The sequence below is a fragment of the Delftia sp. DLF01 genome (genome assembly GCF_014852125.1).
GTDB classification, from domain to species: Bacteria; Pseudomonadota; Gammaproteobacteria; order Burkholderiales; family Burkholderiaceae_C; genus Comamonas; species Comamonas acidovorans.
The window spans coordinates 826,833-848,150 of record NZ_JACVAZ010000003.1; the positions used below are offsets into that span (position 1 = coordinate 826,833).

General features: G+C 67.0%; 22 protein-coding genes. 10 read left to right on the plus strand and 12 right to left on the minus strand.

Annotated features, from left to right (window positions below; translation table 11 throughout):
* Nucleotides 1-20: 20 nt before the first annotated feature.
* The 5 genes from nusA to IB269_RS18980 all read right to left on the minus strand — a co-directional run bounded on the left by nusA (nt 21) and on the right by IB269_RS18980 (nt 5,034).
* Nucleotides 21-1,508, minus strand: coding sequence for a transcription termination factor NusA (gene nusA, locus IB269_RS18960; RefSeq protein WP_012204833.1), 1,488 nt, complete (start codon nt 1,506-1,508; stop codon nt 21-23).
* A gap of 87 nt (nt 1,509-1,595) precedes the next feature.
* Nucleotides 1,596-2,174 carry a ribosome maturation factor RimP gene (gene rimP / locus IB269_RS18965; protein WP_012204832.1) on the minus strand — a complete coding sequence of 193 codons (579 nt, stop codon included), beginning with the start codon at nt 2,172-2,174 and terminating at the stop codon, nt 1,596-1,598.
* Between the two features lie 266 nt (nt 2,175-2,440).
* Nucleotides 2,441-2,842 (minus strand): thioredoxin family protein, encoded by a 402-nt coding sequence (locus IB269_RS18970; RefSeq protein ID WP_192367981.1) that lies wholly within the window; start codon nt 2,840-2,842, stop codon nt 2,441-2,443.
* A 9-nt stretch (nt 2,843-2,851) separates the two neighbouring features.
* Nucleotides 2,852-4,192, minus strand: coding sequence for a c-type cytochrome (locus IB269_RS18975; RefSeq protein WP_192367982.1), 1,341 nt, complete (start codon nt 4,190-4,192; stop codon nt 2,852-2,854).
* Nucleotides 4,189-5,034: a c-type cytochrome gene (locus tag IB269_RS18980; RefSeq protein WP_192367983.1), complete on the minus strand. Its 846-nt coding sequence runs from the start codon at nt 5,032-5,034 to the stop codon at nt 4,189-4,191. Before IB269_RS18980 ends, IB269_RS18975 begins: the two co-directional genes overlap by 4 nt.
* A gap of 168 nt (nt 5,035-5,202) precedes the next feature.
* On the opposite strand from IB269_RS18980, the gene IB269_RS18985 reads away from it, so the two are divergent.
* Together IB269_RS18985 and IB269_RS18990 are read left to right on the plus strand one after the other, a co-directional pair.
* Nucleotides 5,203-6,198 (plus strand): DnaJ C-terminal domain-containing protein, encoded by a 996-nt coding sequence (locus IB269_RS18985; RefSeq protein WP_192367984.1) that lies wholly within the window; start codon nt 5,203-5,205, stop codon nt 6,196-6,198.
* Nucleotides 6,195-6,530: a chaperone modulator CbpM gene (locus IB269_RS18990; RefSeq protein ID WP_034392145.1), complete on the plus strand. Its 336-nt coding sequence runs from the start codon at nt 6,195-6,197 to the stop codon at nt 6,528-6,530. The genes IB269_RS18985 and IB269_RS18990 overlap by 4 nt, the downstream gene beginning before the upstream one ends.
* Nucleotides 6,531-6,618: 88 nt before the next feature.
* Here IB269_RS18990 and IB269_RS18995 read toward each other — a convergent pair whose 3' ends face one another.
* Nucleotides 6,619-6,780: a hypothetical protein gene (locus tag IB269_RS18995; RefSeq protein WP_012204826.1), complete on the minus strand. Its 162-nt coding sequence runs from the start codon at nt 6,778-6,780 to the stop codon at nt 6,619-6,621.
* A 244-nt stretch (nt 6,781-7,024) separates the two neighbouring features.
* Between IB269_RS18995 and IB269_RS19000 the strand changes: the two genes are divergently transcribed.
* Nucleotides 7,025-7,651 (plus strand): lipocalin family protein, encoded by a 627-nt coding sequence (locus IB269_RS19000; RefSeq protein WP_071957100.1) that lies wholly within the window; start codon nt 7,025-7,027, stop codon nt 7,649-7,651.
* Nucleotides 7,652-7,669: 18 nt separating this feature from the next.
* Here the strand turns inward: IB269_RS19000 and IB269_RS19005 are convergent, their stop codons facing one another.
* The 4 genes from IB269_RS19005 to IB269_RS19020 all read right to left on the minus strand — a co-directional run bounded on the left by IB269_RS19005 (nt 7,670) and on the right by IB269_RS19020 (nt 13,580).
* Nucleotides 7,670-9,358, minus strand: a complete 1,689-nt coding sequence (locus tag IB269_RS19005; protein ID WP_043823549.1) for an ABC transporter ATP-binding protein — start codon at nt 9,356-9,358, stop codon at nt 7,670-7,672.
* Nucleotides 9,355-10,482 (minus strand): ABC transporter permease, encoded by a 1,128-nt coding sequence (locus IB269_RS19010; RefSeq protein WP_225614193.1) that lies wholly within the window; start codon nt 10,480-10,482, stop codon nt 9,355-9,357. Before IB269_RS19010 ends, IB269_RS19005 begins: the two co-directional genes overlap by 4 nt.
* Before the next feature lie 143 nt (nt 10,483-10,625).
* Entirely contained in the window at nt 10,626-11,654 is a 1,029-nt protein-coding gene (locus IB269_RS19015) for a microcin C ABC transporter permease YejB (protein WP_013803046.1), read from the minus strand.
* A gap of 96 nt (nt 11,655-11,750) precedes the next feature.
* Complete coding sequence (locus tag IB269_RS19020) at nt 11,751-13,580, minus strand: extracellular solute-binding protein (protein WP_043796336.1); 1,830 nt, start codon at nt 13,578-13,580, stop codon at nt 11,751-11,753.
* A 112-nt stretch (nt 13,581-13,692) separates the two neighbouring features.
* Here IB269_RS19020 and fabI point away from each other — a divergent pair, with 112 nt between their 5' ends.
* Nucleotides 13,693-14,493, plus strand: a complete 801-nt coding sequence (gene fabI, locus IB269_RS19025; protein WP_012204820.1) for an enoyl-ACP reductase FabI — start codon at nt 13,693-13,695, stop codon at nt 14,491-14,493.
* Here fabI and IB269_RS19030 read toward each other — a convergent pair.
* Nucleotides 14,490-14,648 (minus strand): hypothetical protein, encoded by a 159-nt coding sequence (locus tag IB269_RS19030; RefSeq protein WP_157158299.1) that lies wholly within the window; start codon nt 14,646-14,648, stop codon nt 14,490-14,492. The two genes, fabI and IB269_RS19030, sit on opposite strands and share 4 nt — an antisense overlap.
* 120 nt (nt 14,649-14,768) lie before the next feature.
* Here IB269_RS19030 and IB269_RS19035 point away from each other — a divergent pair, with 120 nt between their 5' ends.
* From IB269_RS19035 to IB269_RS19045, 3 genes are all read left to right on the plus strand, one after another.
* The gene (locus IB269_RS19035; protein WP_225614194.1) at nt 14,769-15,221 is read left to right on the plus strand and encodes a hypothetical protein; all 453 of its coding nucleotides are present in this window, start codon (nt 14,769-14,771) and stop codon (nt 15,219-15,221) included.
* A gap of 62 nt (nt 15,222-15,283) precedes the next feature.
* Nucleotides 15,284-15,919 carry a superoxide dismutase gene (locus IB269_RS19040; RefSeq protein WP_012204818.1) on the plus strand — a complete coding sequence of 212 codons (636 nt, stop codon included), beginning with the start codon at nt 15,284-15,286 and terminating at the stop codon, nt 15,917-15,919.
* 35 nt (nt 15,920-15,954) lie between these two features.
* A complete protein-coding gene (locus IB269_RS19045; RefSeq protein ID WP_012204817.1) occupies nt 15,955-16,875 on the plus strand; it encodes a ZIP family metal transporter in 921 nt (306 codons plus the stop codon).
* 24 nt (nt 16,876-16,899) lie between these two features.
* On the opposite strand, the gene IB269_RS19050 is transcribed toward IB269_RS19045, so the two are convergent.
* On the minus strand, nt 16,900-17,631 hold the full coding sequence (locus IB269_RS19050; protein ID WP_012204816.1) for an IclR family transcriptional regulator: 732 nt from the start codon (nt 17,629-17,631) through the stop codon (nt 16,900-16,902).
* A 157-nt stretch (nt 17,632-17,788) separates the two neighbouring features.
* Between IB269_RS19050 and IB269_RS19055 the strand changes: the two genes are divergently transcribed.
* From IB269_RS19055 to IB269_RS19065, 3 genes are all read left to right on the plus strand, one after another.
* A complete protein-coding gene (locus IB269_RS19055; RefSeq protein WP_043781550.1) occupies nt 17,789-18,742 on the plus strand; it encodes a hydroxymethylglutaryl-CoA lyase in 954 nt (317 codons plus the stop codon).
* Between the two features lie 39 nt (nt 18,743-18,781).
* Nucleotides 18,782-20,029, plus strand: coding sequence for a CaiB/BaiF CoA transferase family protein (locus tag IB269_RS19060; RefSeq protein WP_192367986.1), 1,248 nt, complete (start codon nt 18,782-18,784; stop codon nt 20,027-20,029).
* Between the two features lie 145 nt (nt 20,030-20,174).
* Nucleotides 20,175-21,236, plus strand: coding sequence for a Bug family tripartite tricarboxylate transporter substrate binding protein (locus IB269_RS19065; RefSeq protein ID WP_192367987.1), 1,062 nt, complete (start codon nt 20,175-20,177; stop codon nt 21,234-21,236).
* The last annotated feature ends 82 nt before the right edge of the window (nt 21,237-21,318 follow it).

The window sequence follows — 21,318 nt, forward strand, 5'->3', positions numbered from 1 at the left end:
TGCTCTGAACCTCCCTGACCTTACTCTTGCCCTTCGGTGAACCAGTGTTCACGCGCCTTCATGATCAAAGCCTTCGCTTCTTCCTCGGTCTGCCCGGTCAGCTCGGTCAACTCGTCGATGGCCAGATCGGCCAGATCGTCTCGGGTGTGCACATCGGCCTCGGCCAGCTTGTCCACGATCTCCGGAGTCATTCCCTCGAGCGTCAGCAGATCCTGCGACACTTTGCCCACGTTTTCCTCGTGCGCGATTTCCTGCGTCAGCAGTGCATCTTTCGCCCGGGTGCGCAACTCGTTCACCGTCTCTTCGTCGAACGCCTCGATTTCGAGCATTTCCTGCAGCGGCACATAGGCCACTTCTTCCAGGGTCTCGAAACCTTCCTCGATGAGGATGTTGGCGATTTCCTCGTCCACATCGAGCTTTTCCATGAACAGCTGGCGCGCAACAGCGGACTCGTCCGCCTGCTTTTGCGCAGACTCAGCCGCGTCCATGATGTTGATCTTCCAGCCGGTGAGCTCGGAAGCCAGGCGAACATTCTGACCGCCGCGGCCGATGGCGATGGCGAGGTTTTCCTCGTCAACCACCACGTCCATGGCATGCTTTTCCTCGTCCACAACGATGGACGACACATTGGCCGGAGCCAGCGCGCCGATCACGAACTGTGCAGGGTCTTCGGACCACAGCACGATGTCCACGCGCTCGCCAGCCAGTTCATTGGTGACGGCGTTGACACGGGTGCCTCGCACGCCGACGCAGGTGCCGATGGGATCGACACGCTTGTCATGGCTGAGCACGGCGATCTTGGCGCGGCTGCCGGAATCGCGAGCGCAGCTCTTGATCTCCAGCAGGCCCTGCTCGATCTCGGGCACTTCGTTGCGGAACAACTCGACCATGAACTCGGGCGCCGAGCGCGACAGGATGATGGGCGCGCCGCGCAGCGTGGCGTCCACTTCCATGATCATGGCCCGCACGCGGTCGCCGTTGCGCAGGTTTTCCTTGGGGATCATCTCGTTGCGGCGCAGGCGTCCTTCGACACGGCCGGCCTCGACGATGATGTCGCCCTTGTCCATGCGCTTGACGGTGCCCGTGAAGATCCGGTCGCCGCGCGACAGGAACTCGTTGAGCAGCATTTCGCGCTCGGCGTCACGGATCTTCTGCAGGATGACCTGCTTGGCCGCCATGGCGCCGATGCGGCCGATGGGAACCGACTCGATCTCTTCCTCGATGTACTCGCCTTCGGAGATACCGGGGACGCGGTCCTGTGCGTCCATCAGCATTTCTTCGGCATCGGGGTTTTGCAGGCCCGCATCATCGGGCACCACCAGCCAGCGGCGGAAGGTGTCGTAGTTACCGCTATCGCGATCGATGGCCACGCGGATGTCCACCTCACCTTGGTACAGCTTCTTGGTGGCCTGGGCCAGGGCCGATTCCACTGCACCGAACACCAGATCGCGCTCCACGTTCTTTTCGCGCGAAATGGCTTCTACCAACATCAACAATTCGCGATTCATGCGACGACTCTCCTATTTCAATCACACAGGAAGGGGATGGCAGTGCCCTTCCTGCCCCAATGATTCGACGTACCCTGCCTGCTCCGATCAGACCGGCTTGGCAGAACGCCCCTTGAAATCCACGATGGGAGCCAGACGCGCCTCGCGCAGCTCCTCCAGAGTGAAGCCCAGCGCCTGCAGGGGCGCGGGAACACGCTTTTTGCTGACCTTCTGGCCAGGCTTGACGGGTGGCTCGTCGCTCCAGACGATCTGCCAGCCACCATCTTCGGCACGCTCCAGCGTGCCGCGGAATTTCTTGCGATTGGCGCTGACCTGCCCTTCAGCGGCGGCGCCGATGGGCTCCTTGAGGGTCAGGTCGATGACTTCACCGACAAAGCGGGTGAAGTCCTGCTCGTGCCGCAGGGGGCGGTCGATACCAGGGGAGGAGACCTCAAGGCGCGTGTAATCTGCGCCATCAACCTCAAGCGCGAACTGCAGCTGGCGCGTGATCTTCTCGCAGTCCTCGACTGTCACGAACTGCTCCGGCACCACCGGCCCGCCCTCCACCGGGGGCTGCCAAGGCAAATCAATTGTGACGCGCAACAGCCCGCCCGCCGAGCGTTCTATTTCCACCAGGTCATAGCCCAGACCTGTCACGGTTTGTTCAACGATTTGCTGTAGTGCCACGTGTATTTAAATTCAGTCCTGCAAACACAAAAGACCCGGAACGCCCCTGAAACATTGGCAGCAGCCATGTCCCAACAGCGCCGAGCCCCATGGCAATCCCGAAGGTCGCCCGAAGATCGCCCAAAAAAAAGGGCGGTTGGTACCCGCCCGTTTGGTCGTGAATATGCCATTGTATCCGCAAACGACCTTCAGGCCAAGCCCGCCCCGCACAAAAGCGGGGACAGGACGAGGCGCCTCATGCCGGCCCACCCGCCCTTGCCCGAGGCTCAGACGCCAACGCGCTCCAGCGCCTGTGCCGACTGGAGCCGCCGCAAGAGGGCCTGCGCCTCGGCGGGGTCGGCAGGGGCCGCGCCCGGGTCCTGGGACAATGACTGCAGCATGCGCGCCACAACCCCCGCCTGGGGCAGCACCGGCCCCAGAAAACGTGCGCGCTCGCCATCGGCCACCAGCAGCGAGGGGAAGGTTTCGATGTCCAGGTCTCCGGCCACGTCCTCGCGGTCCTCGACATCAAGCCAGACAAAGCGCATCTGCGGGAACTGGCTTGCCAGTTCCGCAAACGTGCTTCGGTATTGGTTGCAAACGCCGCACCATTGCGCGCACAGGCAAACCACCCACCAGGGGCGGGTGGCGTCGCTGTCGTCCGGCAGCTTGCCGGCCATTGAATCCATGAAAGCCTCTCAGAAACCACGCCCTTCCCGGGCACGATAAACCTCCATGTTACCGATTTCCGCCGCCTTGTTGCCCCAGGCGTTGCGCACATAGCTGGCCACGGCGGCCACCTGTGCGTCGGACAGCACATGACCGAAAGGTGGCATGCCGTGCGGCTGCGGCTGCTGCCGGGTGGAGGGTGGGTAGCCCCCCTCCAGCAACACCAGCAACAGGTTGCGCGGCTCGGCCAGGGTCACGGAGGCATTGCCCGCAAGCGCGGGAAACGCGCCCGGCGTTCCCTGGCCCTCGGCACCGTGGCAAACCGCGCATTGCCGCTCGTAGATGGCCCGCCCCAAGGCCATTTGCCCGGATGGCACGGGCGCGGCAGCAGGCCTGCTCCTGGGCGGGCCTGCTGCCGCGCCCTGCTCCTGCAGGTAGGAAGCGAGGGCCTGCAGATCCTGCGGCTGCCAGTGCTGGGTGCTGCGCGCCACGACTTCGGCCATGGGGCCCAGCGCCGATCCCGAAGGACCCGAACCCGTCTGCAGCAACTGCACCCAGGCGGACTCCTGGCCCGCGCGCACGCCGGCTTCGCCCGGATCAAGCAGCGACGGCGCATACCAGGCCTGCCCTGCCACAAAACCACCGGACATGGCCTGGGACGAGGCGCCCATGCCGTTGCGCGGTGCATGGCAGGCCGCGCAGTGCCCCAGGCCCTGGGCAAGATAGGCACCGCGATTCCAGGCAGCCGCCTTCTGCGGCCGGTCCTGCCAATCCTGCGGGGTGAAGAACAGCGCGCGCCAGACAGCCAGCGAGCCCTGCCAGCCATAGGGAAAGTCCAGCGCATGCCGGGGCACCTGCGCGCGCACGGCAGGCAGGCTTTGCAGATAGGCAAACAATGCGTCCGAGTCGGCGCGCGTCACATGGGTGTAGCTGTCATATGGAAAGGCCGGATACAGCAGGCGCCCTTCCCGTGACCGCCCGTTATGCATTGCACGCCAGAAGTCCTGGGCCGTCCACAGCCCCAGGCCACTTTCCTTGTCAGGCGTGAGATTGCTGGTGTACAGCGTGCCGAACGAGGTGGGCAGGCCCCGCCCGCCCGCATACTCGGCGCCGCCAGCCGCCGTATGGCAGCCTGCGCAACTGCCCACGCGGGCCAGGTAGGCACCGCGCTCTATCAAGGCAGTTGGCGTTTCGCGCGCGCCTGACCAGCCGCCATGGCCATAGGCGTGCACGCCCTGCTCGCCCCGCAGGTTGAGCCAGACCAGGAGCGCGCCCAGCAGGGCGATGATCAGCAACGCCAGCCCTGCCACCCTCGCCAGCCGCCGCCTGCGTGTGTTCCCGCTTGCCGCGTTTTCTGTCAGGGTATTCATGGCTTGCCCTCCTGGCCAGCAATGGCGGCCACGGCGCCGCAGCGCAGCGGCATGGGCAGGGCCAGGGCTTCATGTCCGCCCGGCGCCGCCAGTGCAGGGCGCGATGACAGCCAGGCCGTGACGGCCACGACCTCCTGCGCCGTCAGCGCCTTGGCCACCTGGTCCATGCAGTCGGGCGCTGCCGCCTTGCGCTGGCCGGAGCGCCAGGCACCGATCTGGCTGTTCAGATAGTCGCGCGACAGGCCCAGCAGGCCCGGAACATCGTCACCCGCACCCATGAGCCGCTCACCATGGCAGGCAGCGCAGGCGGGCAGGCCGCGCTGCGTGTCGCCCCGCAAGGCCAGCTGCTCGCCACGGGCGAGTTCAGCGGGCGGCAGTTGCGCCGGTACAGGCGGGGCATAGGGGAGCTCCAGGCCTGCGAAGTGCGTGGCGATCTGGCGCAGATAGTCGTCCGACATGAATTCGATCAGCCGGTTCATGGCGGGATAGCTGCGGCGCCCTTGCTGGAAGTTCTTGAGCTGGCGGTACAGATAGCCTGCGGGCTTGCCCGCAATGCGCGGAAAGTAGCCGCTGGGCGTGGCCCGGCCCTCGGGACCATGGCAGGCCGTGCAGGCCAGCACCCTGGAGGCCATGGAGCCCACATCGGGCAGCGGGGCGCTGACCACGGCCGGCGGCAGGTCTGCCATGGGCACGCCCGGTGCTGGCTGCATGGTCTGCGCGGTCTGCGCCATCACCCCGCAGGTTCCACACGCGCCGGCCACCAGCCATGCGCCCAGCAGGGCCCTCCATCCCCTGGAGCCTGGACGCCCCCGCCCAGCCCGCCACCGACTGCCATGTGCCATGTCCGACGCCTCCTGTTCCGTCCTGCCGACGCGCGAATGTAATGAACCCGTCACAAGATGCCAGTCAAGCAGGAAAAGGCCCATCGGTTGAGACCCTGCCATGACCGGGCTATGCTGCCTTCGGGTTTGTCCAGAACATCGCCCGCAAGGGCCGGAGGACGGAAATTCATGGATTACAAGGACTACTACCGCATCCTGGCCGTGGACAGGCAGGCCAGTGCCGATGACATCAAGAAGGCCTACCGCAAGCTGGCGCGCAAGTACCACCCCGATGTCAGCAAGGAGGCGGACGCCTCCGAGCGCATGGCCGAAGTCAACGAAGCCAATGCCGTGCTGTCGGACCCCGAAAAGCGCGCAGCCTATGACGCCCTGGCCGATGCGCCGCGCCGCAGCGGGCCCGGCGCCGGCGGCTTCCAGCCACCGCCCGACTGGGAAGGGCAGGACTTTCACTTTCGCAGCAGCGACGGCGCCATGCCGGAGGGCGACGCGGACTTCAGCGAGTTCTTCTCACAGATGTTCGGCCAGGGCGCGCGTGCCCGCCATGCGGGCGGAGGCGGCCAGCATCGCGCTCCGCCTGACCTGCGCGGGCAGGACCAGCACGCCAGCATCGAGCTGGACCTGCTGGACAGCTACCAGGGCGCGCAGCGCAGCCTGCACCTGCGCACCACGGTGCTGGATGAGGACGGACACCCCGTGGCGCGCGACAAGGAATTGCAGGTCAGCATTCCCAAGGGCGTGCGCGAAGGCCAGATGATCCGCCTGGCCGGCCAGGGGGGCCCGGGCCTGGGCAACGGCCCGGCAGGCGATCTGCTGCTGGAAGTGCACCTGCGCCACGACCCGCGCTGGTGGGCCGAGGGCAAGGATGTCTACCAGCCCGTGTCCCTGGCCCCCTGGGAAGCCGCACTGGGCGGCCCGGTCCGCGTGGCCACCATTGCCGGTGAATTCGAGGTCAGCGTGCCCGCAGGCAGCCGCGCTGGCCGCAAGCTGCGCATCAAGGGCAAGGGCTTGCCCGCCGCCACGCCGGGCGACCTGTACCTGGTGCTGGGCATCGCCCTGCCCGAGCCCCAGACCGACGCCCAGCGCCAGGCCTATGCGGCACTGGCCCAGGCCTTTCCCTCGTTCGATGCCCGCCAGCACGCAGCGGGCCAAGGAGCCACGCGATGAGCACGCCGCTGTACCCCTTCTACGAGCCCGCAGAACTGCTGGACGAAGGCGCTCTGGATCTGCAGGATCTGGCCCGCCACTGCCAGCGCAACACCGCCTGGGTGGTGGAGCGTGTGCAGACCGGCGTGCTGTACTGCGAAAACGAGCCGTCCGGCGAAGCGGCCGCGCCACAGGCGCAGTGGCGCTTCAGCAGCCAGACCCTGGTGCGCGCGCGCCGCATAGCCCATCTGGAGCACAGCTTCGATGCCGACCCTCAGCTGGCCGCGCTGACGGCGGACCTGATCGAGGAAGTGCAGATGCTGCGCCGCAAGCTTCAGGCACTGCAGCATTGAGAACACCGCCTCAAAAGCAAAAGCCCTCGTAAGAGGGCTTTTGCTTTCAGAACGTGGCCGCAGCAGGCGCGCATGCGGCCCGCCGTGCTCAGCGGTGACGCTTGCCGGGGTTCTTCTTGGTGTGGGTGTGGGCGCCACGGGCGCGGCTCACGCGCTGGCCACGGCCGGGCGTCGGCAGGGTGACGCCGTTGGGCAGGGGGGGCTGGGGAGTGAACTTGCGGTCGGCTTCGGTAACGATCTTGTTGCCCATGGCATTTCCTTCTTCAAAAAAATGAGAACGCGCAATTAGGCCATAGACCTGCATGACCGCGCACAAAAAAACACATGGCCTGCTCTGGCATAGGGAAAGTTCCAGCGTTGCGCGGCCCGCACAGCACCGGCGCAGGCAGCGCCGGCCTACACTGCGGCCCGGTTTTCTGTCCTAAAGTAGGAGCACGCTGCCAAGCGCGCAAGACCCTGGCATGCACGTCTGCCTGAACACGGAGTTCCGCACCATGTCACCCCGCCACCCCAATACAGAGTCAACCACCCCATCCACTTCCCGCCCCGCCTGGGTGCTGCCCACGGCCGGTCTGGCGGGGCTTGCCGTAGGCGCCGCCGCAGCAGCGTTGCTGTGGAAGGGCCTGCGCAACCCGCCCATCCCCCCTACCGTGGAGCCGGTGCGCGGCTGGGACATCCAGCGCTACATGGGCCGCTGGTATGAAGTGGCCCGCATCGACCACAGTTTCGAAAAAGGCCTGGAGCGCACCCAGGCCGAGTACACACAGCTTCCCGACGGCACGGTGCACGTGCTGAACCGGGGCTACGACGCCCGCCACCGGCGCTGGAAATCCTCCGAGGGCAAGGCCCGCACGGTGCACGGCCCGGACGTTGCGGCGCTCAAGGTCTCTTTCTTCGGCCCGTTCTACGGCGGCTACAACGTGGTGGCTCTTGATGCCGAGTACCGCTGGGCCATGGTGGTGGGATCGGACCTGCGCTATTTCTGGATTCTTTCGCGCACGCCCGAACTGGCCGAGGGCGTGGCGGCACGCCTGCTGGCGCAGGCCCGGCTGCTGGGCGTGCCCGTGGACAAGGTCCAGTGGATCCTGCAGGACGGAGTCAATCCCACGGGCAGCTGGTAGCGCGGACCGGCAACTGCCTCAGAACCCCTCGGGCATGCCGTCGCCCGAGAAGCCGGCCGCCTCCACCAGCCGCTGCGTGTACGCCTGGCGCGGCGCGCCCAGCACCTGGGCGACGGGGCCGGATTCGACGATGGCGCCGTCCTTCATGACCACCACGTCATGGGCCATGGCGCGGATCACGTCCACGTCATGCGTGATCAGCAGATAGGCCAGTCCCCGCTCGCGCTGCAGCCGCTGCAGCAGGCCCAGCACCTGCTGCTGAATGGTCACATCCAGCGCGCTGGTGGGCTCGTCGAGCACCAGCACCTCGGGCTCCAGCACCAGGGCGCGTGCAATGGCGATGCGCTGGCGCTGGCCTCCCGAGAATTCGTGGGGATAGCGGTCAAGCAGGCCGGGAAACTGTTCCTGCGTCAGGCCCACGGCCGACAGCATCTCCACGATGCGGTCGCGTTGCTGCGGCGCCGTCAGCGACGGCGCATGCACGCGCAGGCCCTCGCCAACGATCTGCTCCAGCGTCAGCCGGGGCGACAGCGATGAATACGGGTCCTGGAACACCACCTGCACCTTGCGCCGCAGCGCACGGTTGGCGGGCGAGTTGCGCGTGGCTGGCTGCTGCCAGGCATGGCCGGCAATGCGCAGCCGGCCTTCATGGGGCAGCAGCCCCAGCACGGCCTGCGCCAGCGTGGATTTGCCCGATCCCGATTCACCGACCACACCCACGGTGCGCCCGGGCAACAGCGCCAGGTCTGCGGACTGCACGGCGACGAAGCGCCCCTGGCCGAACCATCCGCGCATGCCTGCCAGCGGCACCGGATAGCTGACCTTGAGGCCCTGGGCCTGCACCAGCGGCTCGCCAGCCGTGGCCTGGGCGCCTGCCTCCACCTCGATCAGGTCGCGGCGCGGCACGCTGGCCAGCAGCTTGCGCGTATAGGCATGGCGCGGAGCCGCCATGACCGCCGACACCCCGCCCTGCTCCACCAGTTGCCCGCGCTCCATCACCGCCACGCGGTCGGCAAAGCGCCGCACCAGGTGCAGGTCGTGCGTGATCATCAGCACGGCCATGCCGGTCTGGCGCTGCAGGTCATCGAGCAACTGCAGGATCTGGCCGCGCAGCGTGACATCGAGTGCCGTCGTCGGCTCATCGGCCAGGAGCAGGCGCGGGCTGCTGGCCAGCGCCATGGCGATCATGGCGCGCTGGCGCTGCCCGCCACTGAGCTGGTGGGGAAAGGCGCGGGCGCGGCGCACAGGCTCGGCAATGCCGGTGGTCGCCAGCAATTCGGTGGCCTGGACCAGGGATTGCGCTCGCGTCAGCCCCTGCTTGAGGCGAAGCACCTCGCCCACCTGCTCGCCCACGGTCATCAGCGGGTTGAGCGCCGTCATGGGCTCCTGGAAAATCATGGCCACGTCGCCGCCGCGCACGGCGCGCATCTCGCGCTCGGGCAGGCGCAGCAGGTCGCGGCCGTCGAACAGGGCTTGGCCGCCCAGCTGAGCGTCTCCAGCCAGCCGCAGCAGCGACAGCGCGGTGATGGTCTTGCCCGAGCCGGACTCGCCCACCAGCGCCAGCTTCTCGCCTGCCGCCAGGTCGAAGCTCACGCCGTGCACCACATCCTTGCTGCCGAAGCGCACGCGCAGGTTGCGCACGGACAGCAATGTCCGGCCACGGCCCGGGGGCGAAGGTAGCTCCATTGCCGGCTGCTCTGCGTTCATGCGGCGTCCTTTGCATCGACACCGGGGGCGGCATCGCTGGCTGCGGCCTTGCGCGGGTCCAGCGCATCGCGCAGCGCATCGCCCATGAAGGTCAGCAGCAGCAGCGTCACCACCAGCACGGCAAAGGTGGACAGCGAGATCCACCAGGCATCGATGCTGTTCTTGCCCTGGTTCAGCAGCTCACCCAGGCTGGGGGTGTCAGGCGGCACGCCCAGCCCCAGGAAGTCCAGCGAGGTCAGGGCCAGGATGGCCGCACTCATGCGAAACGGCAAAAAGGTCACCACGGGCGTCATGCTGTTGGGCAGCAGATGGCGCCAGATCAGCGCGCCATTGCCCACGCCCAGCGCCCGAGCCGACTTCACATAGTCCAGCTGGCGGTTGCGCAGGAACTCGGCACGCACGTAGTCCGACAAGCCCATCCAGCCGAACAGCGACAGCAGCACCAGCAGCAGCGAGACGCTGGGCGCCAGCACCGCGCTGAAGATGATCAGCAGATACAGCTCGGGCATGGAGCCCCAGATCTCGATGAAGCGCTGGAATGCCAGATCGGTCCTGCCGCCGAAAAAACCCTGGACGGCCCCCGTCACCACGCCCAGCACCACGCCCGACGCCGTCAGCGCCAGCGCAAACAGCACGCTGACGCGAAACCCGTAGATCAGCTGGGCCAGCAGGTCGCGCCCCCGGTCATCGGTACCCAGCAGGTTGTCGCGCGAGGGCGGCGCCGGGTTGGGCGAGGTCGCAAAGTAGTTCAGCGCCTGTGGCCCATAGGGATTGAGCGTATACAGCGCCCAGTTGTCGCCCTGGCGCAGGCGGTCGCGGATGAAGGGGTCCAGGTAGTCGGTGGCCGTCTCGAAGTCGCCGCCGAAAGTCTTCTCGGAATAATCGTTCCACAGCGGCCAGTAGGTCTGGCCCTCGTAGCGCACCACCAAGGGCCGGTCGTTGCTGATCAGCTCGGCGCCCAGGCTCAGCACCACCATCACGCAAAAAGCGACCAGGCTCCAATACCCCAGCCGATTGCGCCTGAACCGCATCCAGGCCCGCCGCGCCGGCGACACTGCCACCACAGCCAGCGGTACAGGCGCTGCCCCGGGCAGCCCTGCGCCTGGAGCGGCAAGGGAGTGCATCTCAGTTTCCATGTTGCTGCATCACAGGGGCGCAACCGCCCAAAGTCAGGGACACCAGGCAAGGGCCTGCGCCAGCTGCCAATGGCCCGGACGCTCCCCCCGCAAAGCAAGAGGGGGAAGCGGCGCAGCCGTTCGGGGGGCGCTCAATCAAACCGTACACGCGGATCCACCCACACATAACAAAGGTCACTGACCAGCTTGGTCACCAGGCCGATCAGCGTGAACAGATACAGCGTGCCCAGCACCACGGGATAGTCGCGCCGAATCACGCTGTCATAGCTGAGCAGGCCCAGGCCGTCCAGCGAGAACAGTGTCTCTATCAGCAGCGAGCCCGTGAAGAAGGCCCCGATGAAGGCGGCCGGAAATCCGGTGACGATGGGGATCAGCGCATTGCGCAGCACATGGCGGTAGAGCACCTGCCGCTCGGACAGGCCCTTGGCGCGCGCAGTCAGCACGTACTGCTTGCGAATCTCTTCCAGGAAGGCATTCTTGGTCAGCATGGCCGTGATGGCGAAGCTGCCCGCCACCATGGCCGTCACCGGCAGCGCGATATGCCAGAGATAGTCCACGATGCGCGCGCCCCAGGACAACTCGTCCCAGTTGGAGGAAGTCAGCCCGCGCAGCGGAAACCACTGCAACTGGCCGCCAAAGATCACCAACAGCGCCACGCCCAGCACGAAACCCGGAATCGCATAGCCGACCAGGATCAGCAGCGTGGTGGCGAAGTCGAACCGCGAGCCGGCCCGCACGGCCTTGGCAATGCCCAGCGGCACGGCAACGAGGTAGCTGATGAAAAAGGTCCACAGTCCCAGGCTGGCCGAGACCGGCAGCTTCTCCTTGATCAGCTGCCAGACATCCTTGTTCTGAAAGAAACTGCGCCCCAGGTCGAACCGCGCGAACTGCCCGAGCATCTGGAAGAAGCGCTCATGGGCTGGCTTGTCAAAGCCGTAGAGGGCCTTGATCTGCTCTATGCGCTGGGGGTCCACCCCCTGGTTGCCACGGTAGGCCAGGCCACCGCCCTCGCCGCCACGGCCCACGCTGGCCTTGGCCTCGGCCAGATACTGCTCGACCGGGCCACCGGGCACGAACTGCACGACCACGAAGGTCAGCAGCAGTACGCCCAGCAGGGTCGGCACCATCAGCAGCAAGCGTTTGAATATGTAGGCCCACATAAGAAGTCTTGCATTATGTCCATTGCGGGGAGGGGCCCCGGCCGGGGGACGCCCTCATCATGCAACGGATCGCAACGACACAGCCGCAACGCCGGCTCATGGAGGCGGCGCGGTCAGCACCGGCATGCGGGCCCACCAGGTGTCCATGGCCCAGCTCTCGCCCTTCGCATAGGCCGGAACCACGGCCGGCCGCACCAGGCGCCAGGAGTCGTAGACCATGCGGTGCGTGCCCGCGCTCCACTGCGGAATCAGGTAGTGGCCATGCGTGATGATGCGTTCGAGTGCGTGGCAGGCAGGCAACAGTTGCGCCTCTGTCTTGGCCTCGGTCATGCGGCGGATCATGGCGTCGACCGCCGGGTTCTTCACGCCGGGGAAATTGCCGGAACCCTCGGTTGCCGCCGCCTGGCTGCCGAACAGGTCGGCGAATTCCTGGCCCGGATTGTTCGTGCCCTGGTAGGCGATGGAAATGATGTCGTAGTCGAACTTCTCCACGCGCTGCTGGTACAGCGCAAAGTCCGCCGAGCGAAAGCGCAGCCGGATGCCCAGCTTTTCCAGATTGCGTATCCAGGGCGAGACCTGGCGTATGCCCGACTCGCTGCTGTCCAGGTACTCCAGCTCCATGGCCTGGCCCCGCGCGTTGCGCAGCACGCCATCCTGAATGGTCCAGCCGGCATCGGCCAGCAGTTGCCGCGCCTGGCGCAGATTTCCGCGCAACGAGCTGTCGCCATCGGTGCGCGGCGGCTCGGCCATGGGGCCGAAGGCCTCCGGCGGGATGCTCTTGCGCAAGGGCTCCATGAGCGCCAGCTCCTCGGGCGAGGGCTCGCCATGGGTCTCGCAGGCCGTGTTGCCGAACAACCCGCGCACGCGCTGGTAGGAACCGTAGAACATCTGCCGGTTCATCCACTCGTAGTCCATGGCCAGGCCCAGGGCGCGGCGCACCCGAACGTCCTGCAGCACAGGCCGGCGCACGTTGAGCACATAGCTCTGGAATCCCGATGGCAGCTTGTTGCTGAACTCGCCCTTGACCAGCTCGCCCCGGTCGAAGCGCTTGCCGTACAGGCGCCGCGCCCAGTCACCGGCGCTGTAAAAGCGCATGAGGTCGAACTCCCCGGCCTTCAGCGCCTCCAGCCTCGCCGTGTTGTCGCGGTAGATCTTGACGGAGATGCGATCGAAATTGGCCGTGCCAACGCGCACAGGCAGGTCGCGGCCCCAGTAGTCCGGGTCACGCACATAGGTGATGTCCTTGCCGAATCGCACGGGACCTATCTTGTAGGGCCCGCTGCCGATGGGCGTGTCCGTCACCACCTGGTCGAAGGGCTTGGCCTTGCCGTTTTCCACGCCCCAGTCGCGGCTGAACACTGGAATGGCCCCCACGGTCAGCGGCAATTCCCGGTTCGGCTGCTTGAAGCGAAAGCGCACGGTGCGTTCGTCCAGTACGTCGACGCCCGCCACATCGAAGAACAGCGTTCTATAGCCGGGCAGTGCATGCGGGCCCACCAGCGTGTCATAGCTGAACTTGACATCGGCGGCCAGCACGGGCTTGCCGTTGTGAAAGCGTGCCTGGGGCCGCAACCGGAATGTGGCGGACAGGCCGTCGGCCGCGGCCTGCACATCCTCGGCCAGCAATCCGTAGCCGGTGGCGGTCTCGTCCAGCGAGGGCCACAGCAAGGTGTCGAACATCAGCTCCGCCAGATAGGCGGGCGACGACCCCTTGATGGTGAACGGGTTGTATTTGTCAAAGGTGGAGATGCGCAGATTGCTCACCAGGCGCAGCTCGCCGCCCTTGGGAGCCTTGGCGTTGACATAGTCGAAATGGCTGAAGCCCTCGGCATAGCGGGGCTCGCCCCACAGGGCATAGGCATGCGAGCCCCAGGCCGGCACACACGCCGAGGCCAGCAGCAGCGAAGAAATCATCCAATGGCGCATGCGACAATTCTGCACCACGCAGCCAGCCCTTCCGCTGGCAAACGCTGACGCGGGCCCCGGCCGTCGCCGCCAGCTGGTGCGCACTTCCACTCACTTTCTCTGGAGAACAACAATGGGCTTTCTCGCCGGTAAAAAACTGCTGATCACGGGCGTTCTGTCCAACCGCTCCATCGCCTACGGCATCGCCAAGGCCTGCCATGCACAGGGCGCGGAGCTGGCCTTCAGCTATGTGGGCGAGCGCTTCAAGGACCGCATCACCGAGTTCGCCGCCGAATTCGACTCCAAGCTGATCTTTGACTGCGACGTGGCAGACGATGCCCAGATCGACAAGCTGTTCGCCGACCTGGGTGCGACCTGGGGCAAGTTCGACGGCTTCGTGCACAGCATCGGCTTTGCGCCGCGCGAGGCCATCGCCGGCAACTTCCTGGACGGCCTGTCGCGCGAAGGCTTCAAGATCGCGCACGACATCAGCGCCTACAGCTTCCCCGCGATGGCCAAGGCGGCCCTGCCCTACCTCAACGACAAGTCCTCGCTGCTGACCCTGTCGTACCTGGGCGCCCTGCGCTCCATCCCCAACTACAACACCATGGGCCTGGCCAAGGCATCGCTGGAAGCCTCGGTGCGCTACCTGGCCGAGGCCGTGGGCCGCACGGCAGACGGCCGCGCCATCCGCGCCAACGGCATCTCGGCCGGTCCCATCAAGACCCTGGCCGCCTCGGGCATCAAGGACTTCGGCAAGCTGCTGGGCCGCGTGGCCGATGCATCGCCGCTGCGCCGCAACGTGACCATCGAGGACGTGGGCAATGTGGCCGCCTTCCTGCTGTCGGACCTCGCCTCGGGCGTGACGGCCGAGATCACCTACGTGGACGGCGGCTTCAGCCAGACCGCAGGCCTGTCGGCCGACCAGGTCTAAGTCACCGCCAGACTGCGACCCGCCCCGCAGGCATTGCCGCCTGCGGGGCTTTTTTTCGCCTGGAATCCAGGCATCCGCATCCTGCCGATGCGCGAAAGGAAATACACATCGGATTGCATACGGTCATTTTTGTTTTGAATGAGAATGATTCTCATGAATAATACAATTCTCAGATCAATATCAAAGAACCTCTGAAAACCTCGGAGCCAGCAGATATGCAAGCAACCTCTGACCTCAGTCTGCCCTCTCCCGCCCCGGCACCCTCCGAAGCATCCTTGAATCAATGGGAACAGCTGGCGCGCCGCGCCCATGGGCATTTCCATGCAGGCCAGATCGAAAGCGCGCTCGCCATGCAGATGAAGGCCCTGCATGTGGCGCAGCGCCTCATCGCCGGCCCGCTGCTGGCGGAACACGCCGATCACTGCATGGCCGCCTGGGTGGTCTCCCACCACAACCTGGCCGAGTTGCTGGCATTGCGCCAGCAGCCCGCACTGGCCATCGAATACCTGTGCGAGGCGCACCAGGGCCTGCTGGCCCTGGGTGATGCGCGCCACCATGCGGCCGCCGTGTGCAGCGCCGCCTGGCGCCATATGCGCGAAACCCATTCAGCCCTGCTGCAGTGGCAGCGCCAGCACGGCAGCCAGCCCCGCATCGATGCGGCGCTTCAGGCCTCGGCCCGCGTCTTCGACTGCACAGCCACCGCCCTGCCACCCCGGCTGGCGCATTGATTGCAGCCGCACAGACATCGCAACGCACCGATTTTTTCCCCGTAGTCCCTGAAAGAAACCACATGAGCAACTACACCCTGCCTCCCCTGAACTACGCCTACGACGCGCTGGAGCCCCATATCGATGCGCAGACCATGGAGATCCACTACACCAAGCACCATCAGGCCTATGTGAACAACCTGAATGCCGCGCTCAAGGACACGCCGCACGGCAGCCAGCCCGTGGAGCAGCTGATCGCCGACCTGTCCCTGCTGCCCGAAGGCGTTCGCGGGGCCGTGCGCAACAACGGCGGCGGGCACGCCAACCACAGCCTGTTCTGGACCGTGATGGCCCCGGTGGACCAGGGCGGCGGCGGTGCTCCCTCGGGCGAACTGGCACAGGCCATTGACCGGGAGCTGGGCGGCTTCGATGCCTTCAAGGCCGCCTTCACCCAGGCCGCGCTCACACGCTTTGGCAGCGGCTGGGCCTGGCTGGTGGTGGGCAAGGACGGCAAGCTGGCCGTGGAAAGCAGCGGCAACCAGGACAGCCCGCTGATGGCAGGCATCGGCTCCGGCGCCACCCCCATCCTGGGCCTGGACGTGTGGGAACACGCCTACTACCTCAAGTACCAGAACCGCCGCCCTGAATACATCGCGGCGTTCTACAACGTAGTCAACTGGGCCGAAGTGGCCCGCCGCTACGCCGCCGCACGCGGCTGAACGGTCCGCAACGCCAACCTCTGACCTCGACCAGCATGGATCTGCCACAACGCTTCCGCTCCAAGACCAGCGTACGGTCCAACATCCGCCTGTGGATAGGCCTGGCCATCATGATGGCCGGCGCCTGGGCGCTCACCAGCCAGTTCTGGGCCTACGCCCAGAACCATCCGGTGGTCTTCCAGGCCCTGGCCGGAGGCTCGGCCGCCGCGCTGGCGACCGCACTGGGCACCGTGCCCGTGATGCTGTCCCAGCGCCTGTCCGAACGCACGCAGGACACCCTGTTCGGCTTTGGCGCCGGGGTCATGCTGGCCGCCTGCGCCTTCTCGCTGATCCTGCCGGGACTGGAGGCCGTGCGCACCCAGGAACTGTTCGGTGGCGGCAGCTGGGCGGCTGGCGGGGTCATAGGTTCGGCCATCCTGATGGGCGGTGCCGCCCTCATGCTCATGGACAGGCTCCTGCCCCATGAGCACTTCATTAAGGGCCGCGAAGGCTTGGACCCGCAAGGCGCGCGCAAGCTGCAGCGCACCTGGCTGTTCGTCTTCGCCATCACCCTGCACAACCTGCCCGAAGGCCTGGCCATCGGCGTGGGCTATGCGGGCAACGACGGATTGCGCGCCAATGCGCTGGCCACGGGCATTGCCATACAGGATGTGCCCGAAGGCCTGGTGGTGGCCGTGGCCCTGCTGGCCGCAGGCTACAAGCGCAGCTTTGCCGTGTTGCTGGGCATGGCCTCCGGCCTGGTGGAGCCCGTGGGCGCCGTGCTGGGGGCAGCCATCGTGAGCGGCTCGGCAGCCATGCTGCCCTGGGGACTGGGCTTTGCAGCGGGCGCCATGCTGTTCGTGATCAGCCACGAAATCATTCCCGAGTCGCACCGCAAGGGCCATGAAGCCTTTGCCACGGGCGGCCTCATGCTGGGCTTCGTGCTGATGATGGTGCTGGACACGGCCCTGGGCTGAGCCAGCGCACCGCGCACGCCTGGCTCAGGGCAGCAAAAGCCCCAGTTCCCGCGCCGCCGCCAGCACATGGCGGGCGTGGCGCTCTTCATAGCGGTGGGCTGGCATGGTCAGTGTCAGCGCCGCTGCCAATTCCCCATCGCGCTTGAACACAGGGGCCGAAATCCCGGCGATCTCGCGGTGCCTGTCTCCCACCATGGCGCAGTAGCCATCGGCACGCACACGGGCCAGTTGCGTGCGGCTGCCGCCGCGCGATGCGGCGTACAGCTCGGCATCGAAAGCCGACAGCACGCGCCCGCCTGCGCCCTGGCCCAGCGGCAGCAGATCGCCCGTGCGCGCATGGTCGCGCACGGGATGGGGCGAATCCACGCGGTACAGGCACAGCCGGTCCTGGCCCTGGCGCACGTGGTAGGCCGCACTTTCGCCCGTGGCCTGCACCAGGGTGCGCAGCACGGGCATGACCACGCTGTCCAGCGAGAAATGCCGGGCATAGACGGTGTTCAGCCGCGCCACGGCCGGGCCCACGGCGTAGCGGCCGTCATCCATGCGCAGCACCCAGCCGCCATGCTCCAGCGAGGCCAGCAGCCGCAGCACGGTGCTCTTGTACAGGCGCGTGCGCTCCGACAACTGGGCCAGCGTCAGCCCGTCGTCGCCGTCGCGAAACGCTGCCAGCAGGCTCAAGGCCCTGTCCACGGCCGCCACGCCGCCCGGCGCGGCATTCTCGTCGGCCACCGATTCCGTCACTGATTTGCGAGGCATAAAAAGGCACCCAAGGGAAAACCCCAGGCACGCAGGCTTGACGATGGCGCGTGCAGCAGGGAATATTTCAATAGAGAGAATATAGTTCTATCTATTAGAACCACACAGAACCCCGATGTCAACAGGTGAATCCGCCACCATCGACACCCACCACCGGATGCAACTGCCCATGTCCTCCCACCGTTTTGACGTACTCATCAGCGAAGTCGGCCCGCGCGATGGCCTGCAGTCCGTGGCCTCCACCATGTCCACGGCGCACAAGCTGGCCTGGATCGCCGCGCTGGCCCATGCAGGCCTGCAGGAGATCGAGGTCGGCTCCTTCGTCTCGCCCAAGCTGCTGCCGCAGATGGCCGACGCGGCCGAGGTGGTCGCCCAGGCCATCACCCTGCCCGGCGTCACCGTGATGGCACTGGCCCCCAATCTGCGCGGCGCCGAGGCCGCGCTGCGCGCCGGCGCCCACAAGGTCACGCTGCCCGTCTCGGCCAGCCCCGCGCACTCCATGGCCAATGTGCGCAAGACGCCCATGCAGATGGTGGACGAGGTGCGGGCCATTGCCGCGCTGCGCGACGAGATCGCGCCGCAGGCCCTGATCGAGGCGGGCATCTCCACGGCATTCGGCTGCACGCTGCAGGGGCTGGTGCCGGAGGACGAAGTGATTGCACTGGCCCTGGCCTGCGTGGCGGCGGGCGCCGATGAATCGGGCCTGTCCGACACCACGGGCATGGCCAACCCGGCCCAGGTGCGGCGCCTGTTCACACGGCTGCGCGCCGAGCTGGGCGAACATGCAGGCGCGGCCCACATGCACAATACGCGCGGCCTGGGCCTGGCCAACTGCCTGGCCGCCTACGAGGCAGGCGTGCGCACCTTTGACGCCTCGCTGGCCGGCCTGGGCGGCTGCCCCTATGCACCCGGCGCCTCGGGCAACGTGGTCACCGAAGACCTGGTCTTCATGTTCGAGGCCATGGGCATCCGCACCGGCGTGGACATCGATCGCCTGATCGCTGCCCGCCAGCCGCTGGCCGCAGGCCTGCCCGGCGAGGAGCTGCACGGCATGACGCCGCTGGCCGGCCTGCCCAAGGGCTTTGTGCCCCGCATCTACGCACCGGCCTGAGCCGCAGCGACAACCCACATATTCATTCACCGTTTTTCCATGAGCCAACCCACCTCCCCCGACACGGCCGCAGGCCAGGCCACGCCACTGCCCTACGCAGGCATCCGCGTGGTCGAGTTCACCCACATGGTCATGGGCCCGTCCTGCGGCATGATGCTGGCCGACCTGGGCGCCGAAGTCATCAAGATCGAGCCCGTGGGCCACGGCCGCGACGGCGATGCCACGCGCAAGCTGCTGGGCTCGGGCTCGGGCTTTTTCCCGCTGTTCAACCGCAACAAGAAAAGCCTGACGCTGGACCTGCAGACCGAGGAAGGCAAGCAGGCCGCGCTGCGCCTGATCGCCACGGCCGACGTGGTCTGCGAGAACTTCAAGCCCGGCACCATGCGCAAGCTGGGCCTGGACTACGACAGCCTCAAGGACCGCTTCGAGCGTCTCATCTACGTGAGCCACAAGGGCTTTCTGCCCGGCCCCTACGAGCACCGCACGGCGCTGGACGAAGTGGTGCAGATGATGGGCGGCCTGGCCTACATGACGGGCCGCCCCGGCGACCCGCTGCGCGCGGGCGCCAGCGTCAACGACATCATGGGCGGCATGTTCGGCGCCATGGGCGCGATGGCCGCCCTGGCCCAGCGCGAGAAGACCGGGCGCGGCCAGGAAGTGCAAAGCGCGCTGTTCGAGAACAACATCTTCCTGGTCGCCCAGCACATGATGCAGTTCGCCGTCACCGGCAAGCCGGCCGCGCCCATGCCGGCACGCATCTCGGCCTGGGCCATCTACGACGTGTTCGAAGTCCGGGACGGCGAGCAGATCTTCCTGGCCGTGGTCAGCGATGGCGCCTGGCGCCTGTTCTGCGACGCCTTCGGCCTGGGCGAGCTGCGCGACGATCCGCGCCTTGGCAGCAACAACGACCGCGTGCTGGCGCGCAGCTGGCTGATGCCGCTGCTGCGCGAGAAGATGGCCCCGCACAGCGCCGCCCACATTGCGGAGATCTTCGAGAAGAACGGCCTGCCCTTCGCGCCCATCGCACGCCCGCAGGACCTGCTGGAAGACCCGCACCTGAACGCCACGGGCGCGCTGGCTCCCATCACCCTGCCCGATGGCCGCGAGACCAAGACCGTGCTGCTGCCCTTCACGCTGGACGGCAAGCGCCTGGACGTGCGCCTGTCGCCACCGCGCCTGGGCGAGCACAGCCTGGAGATCCTCACCGCCCTGGGCTACAGCAGCGAGCAGGCCCTGGCCCTGGCCCGGGGCGACGCCACCGACAGCCACGCCAAGGCTTCCCACTGAAGCCAGGCTGAGCCGCTGAAGGCGCCGCCGTCCACCCGGCGCGCGGCGCCCCTGCAACCTTGCACCCCATCCACCCCACACCGGACGACGCTTGCCGCGCGCCCGGCGGGGAGGCCTTTTCCCAAAAATTCCCGGAGACAACACCATGCCCGCCATCCACCGCAACCCGGCCGCCCAAAACCGGACACAGGCACTGACACAGACCCAGGCCCGCCCTTGTTCCGCCCCGCGCCGCCAGTTGCTGCTGTGCGCCCTGCCCGCATTGGCTGCCGCCCTGCTCCCGCTGGCGGCCCAGGCCCAGCCTGACCACTGGCCCTCACGCGCCGTGCGCATGGTCGTGCCCTACACGCCGGGCGGCGGCACGGACGCGGTCGCGCGCCAGATCAGCGAGCGCGTGGGCACGCTGAACAAATGGACCGTGGTCGTGGACAACAAGCCCGGCGCGGGCGGCAACATCGGCCTGGATGCAGTGGCCAAGTCCGCGCCGGATGGCTATACCTTCGGCATGGGCCAGACCGCCAACCTCGCCATCAACCCCGCCCTGCTGCCCAGCATGCCCTTCAACCCGCGCACCGACCTGATCCCCGTGGCCCTGGTCGCTGCCCAGCCCACGGTGCTGGTCGTGCCGCAGGACTCGCCATGGAAGTCGGTGCAGGACCTGGTCAAGGCCGCCAAGGCCGACCCGGGCGGCATCCGCCAGGGCCTGGCATCGACGGGCACGGTAGGCCACCTGGCCGGCGAGATGCTGGCCTTCAAGGCCGGCATCCAGGTGCTCAACGTGCCCTACAAGGGTGCAGCGCCGGCCGTGACCGACCTGCTGGGCAAGCAGACGCACTACATGTTCGGCACGCCCCAGGCCGTCTATCCGCTGCTCAAGGGCGGCAAGCTGCGCGCCCTGGCCGTGACCTCGGCCAAGCGCCTGCCCATCCTGCCCGAGGTGCCCACCGTGGCCGAATCGGGCTATGCAGGCTTCGAGGCCGTGGACTGGAAGCTCATCGTCGCGCCCAAGGGCACGCCGGCTGCCATCGTGCAGAAGATGAACACCGCCGTGAACGCAGCCCTGCAGCAGCCCGCCGTGCAGCAGCAACTGCAGGCCGAGGGCAGCACGGCCCTGGGCGGCAGCATCCAGGACGCGGCCCAATACCTGCTCAAGGAACAGACGGACTGGGCCGCGCTGATCCGCGACGCAAAGATACGCCTGGAGTGACCACGGAATAACAACGCCGCAGCGGCGCAATGAAAAAGGCGCGGAGCCCCTTTCGGGACCCGCGCCTTTTTGATGGGCCGTC

Excerpts from the sequence above, each read along its gene's own strand:
- nusA (WP_012204833.1), bottom strand. The coding sequence starts at position 1,508 with ATGAATCGCGAATTGTTGATGTTGGTAGAAGCCATTTCGCGCGAAAAG.
- IB269_RS18970 (WP_192367981.1), bottom strand. The coding sequence starts at position 2,842 with ATGGATTCAATGGCCGGCAAGCTGCCGGACGACAGCGACGCCACCCGC.
- IB269_RS18975 (WP_192367982.1), bottom strand. The coding sequence starts at position 4,192 with ATGAATACCCTGACAGAAAACGCGGCAAGCGGGAACACACGCAGGCGG.
- IB269_RS18980 (WP_192367983.1), bottom strand. The coding sequence starts at position 5,034 with ATGGCACATGGCAGTCGGTGGCGGGCTGGGCGGGGGCGTCCAGGCTCC.
- IB269_RS18985 (WP_192367984.1), top strand. The coding sequence starts at position 5,203 with ATGGATTACAAGGACTACTACCGCATCCTGGCCGTGGACAGGCAGGCC.
- IB269_RS18990 (WP_034392145.1), top strand. The coding sequence starts at position 6,195 with ATGAGCACGCCGCTGTACCCCTTCTACGAGCCCGCAGAACTGCTGGAC.
- IB269_RS18995 (WP_012204826.1), bottom strand. The coding sequence starts at position 6,780 with ATGGGCAACAAGATCGTTACCGAAGCCGACCGCAAGTTCACTCCCCAG.
- IB269_RS19000 (WP_071957100.1), top strand. The coding sequence starts at position 7,025 with ATGTCACCCCGCCACCCCAATACAGAGTCAACCACCCCATCCACTTCC.
- IB269_RS19005 (WP_043823549.1), bottom strand. The coding sequence starts at position 9,358 with ATGAACGCAGAGCAGCCGGCAATGGAGCTACCTTCGCCCCCGGGCCGT.
- IB269_RS19010 (WP_225614193.1), bottom strand. The coding sequence starts at position 10,482 with ATGCACTCCCTTGCCGCTCCAGGCGCAGGGCTGCCCGGGGCAGCGCCT.
- IB269_RS19015 (WP_013803046.1), bottom strand. The coding sequence starts at position 11,654 with ATGTGGGCCTACATATTCAAACGCTTGCTGCTGATGGTGCCGACCCTG.
- IB269_RS19020 (WP_043796336.1), bottom strand. The coding sequence starts at position 13,580 with ATGCGCCATTGGATGATTTCTTCGCTGCTGCTGGCCTCGGCGTGTGTG.
- fabI (WP_012204820.1), top strand. The coding sequence starts at position 13,693 with ATGGGCTTTCTCGCCGGTAAAAAACTGCTGATCACGGGCGTTCTGTCC.
- IB269_RS19030 (WP_157158299.1), bottom strand. The coding sequence starts at position 14,648 with ATGAGAATCATTCTCATTCAAAACAAAAATGACCGTATGCAATCCGAT.
- IB269_RS19040 (WP_012204818.1), top strand. The coding sequence starts at position 15,284 with ATGAGCAACTACACCCTGCCTCCCCTGAACTACGCCTACGACGCGCTG.
- IB269_RS19045 (WP_012204817.1), top strand. The coding sequence starts at position 15,955 with ATGGATCTGCCACAACGCTTCCGCTCCAAGACCAGCGTACGGTCCAAC.
- IB269_RS19050 (WP_012204816.1), bottom strand. The coding sequence starts at position 17,631 with ATGCCTCGCAAATCAGTGACGGAATCGGTGGCCGACGAGAATGCCGCG.
- IB269_RS19055 (WP_043781550.1), top strand. The coding sequence starts at position 17,789 with ATGCAACTGCCCATGTCCTCCCACCGTTTTGACGTACTCATCAGCGAA.
- IB269_RS19060 (WP_192367986.1), top strand. The coding sequence starts at position 18,782 with ATGAGCCAACCCACCTCCCCCGACACGGCCGCAGGCCAGGCCACGCCA.
- IB269_RS19065 (WP_192367987.1), top strand. The coding sequence starts at position 20,175 with ATGCCCGCCATCCACCGCAACCCGGCCGCCCAAAACCGGACACAGGCA.